2 protein-coding genes are annotated in these 825 nt (G+C 68.7%); both read right to left on the bottom strand.

The genetic code is table 11. The features are described 5' to 3' along the window. Nucleotides 1–480, bottom strand: a 480-nt coding sequence (locus V6U90_RS33640; RefSeq protein WP_334445241.1) for an IS3 family transposase, incomplete at its 3' end; no start/stop codon positions are given. Continuing rightward, nucleotides 477–776 (bottom strand): transposase, encoded by a 300-nt coding sequence (locus V6U90_RS33635; RefSeq protein WP_334445239.1) that lies wholly within the window; start codon nucleotides 774–776, stop codon nucleotides 477–479. The genes V6U90_RS33635 and V6U90_RS33640, both read right to left, overlap by 4 nt. Between the last annotated feature and the right edge of the window lie 49 nt (nucleotides 777–825).

The raw sequence follows: 825 nt of genomic DNA, 5'->3' as shown, positions 1-825 counted from the left end.
GAGGATGCGCCGGGAGTGCAGGTCGATGACGGTGGCGAGGTAGAGCTTGCCCTCACCGGTGATGATCTCGGTCATGTCGCCGCACCAGGCCACGTCCGGCGCGGGCGCGGTGAAGTTCCGCTTGATCAGGTCGGGGGCGGCCGGCCGTTTGCCCTGCCGGGTCAGGCCACGCCGGCGTCGTTTCGCTCTGGCGACGAGTCCCCGTTCGGCCATGAGCGCAGCGATCGTGTTGTCCGACACCCGCCACCCCTGCTCGCGCAGTTCGACACCGACACGCGGACTGCCGTAGGTGCCGCCCGAGGTGTCAAAGACGCGCCGGACCGCAGCCGCGAGCCTGGTCCTACGGTCCTGGCGGGGTGTCGGCGGACGGTCCCGCCACTTGTAGAACCACGACTCGGACACCCCGAGTGCCCGGCAGGCCACCGCGTGCGGCACGTTGTGCTCGGTCCTCTGGGAAGCGATGAAGGCGGCCACGCTCACCGGCTCGTCGCTTCCTTGACCCACAGGACCACGGATCGCTTGAGGACATCACGCTCCATCGCCAGTTCGGCGTTCTCCCGCCGCAACCGCGCGAGCTCGGCCCGCTCGTCCTCGGACAACTGCCCAGCGGCCGCCTCGCCGCGAGCCGCACGATCCTGCTGCACCCAGTTGGCGAGGGTGCCGCTATTGATCCCCAGATCACGCGCTACCTGCGCGATCGACTTACCGGTCTCCCGCACGATCCGGACCGCGCCCGCGCGGAACTCCGGATCGAATCGGCGTCTCGTTTCAGCCATGAGCCTCTATCCCTCAAGTCCTGGCCTCCACGTTACGAGGGGAACCACA

This window comes from Micromonospora sp. CPCC 206060, from assembly GCF_036906895.1.
In the GTDB taxonomy this organism is placed as follows: domain Bacteria; phylum Actinomycetota; class Actinomycetes; order Mycobacteriales; family Micromonosporaceae; genus Micromonospora.
Note: the sequence above shows the minus strand (reverse complement) of the source record. Positions and strands in the feature narration are given on the sequence as shown.

Coding starts and splice junctions, on each gene's coding strand:
- V6U90_RS33635 (WP_334445239.1), bottom strand. CDS start 776: ATGGCTGAAACGAGACGCCGATTCGATCCGGAGTTCCGCGCGGGCGCG.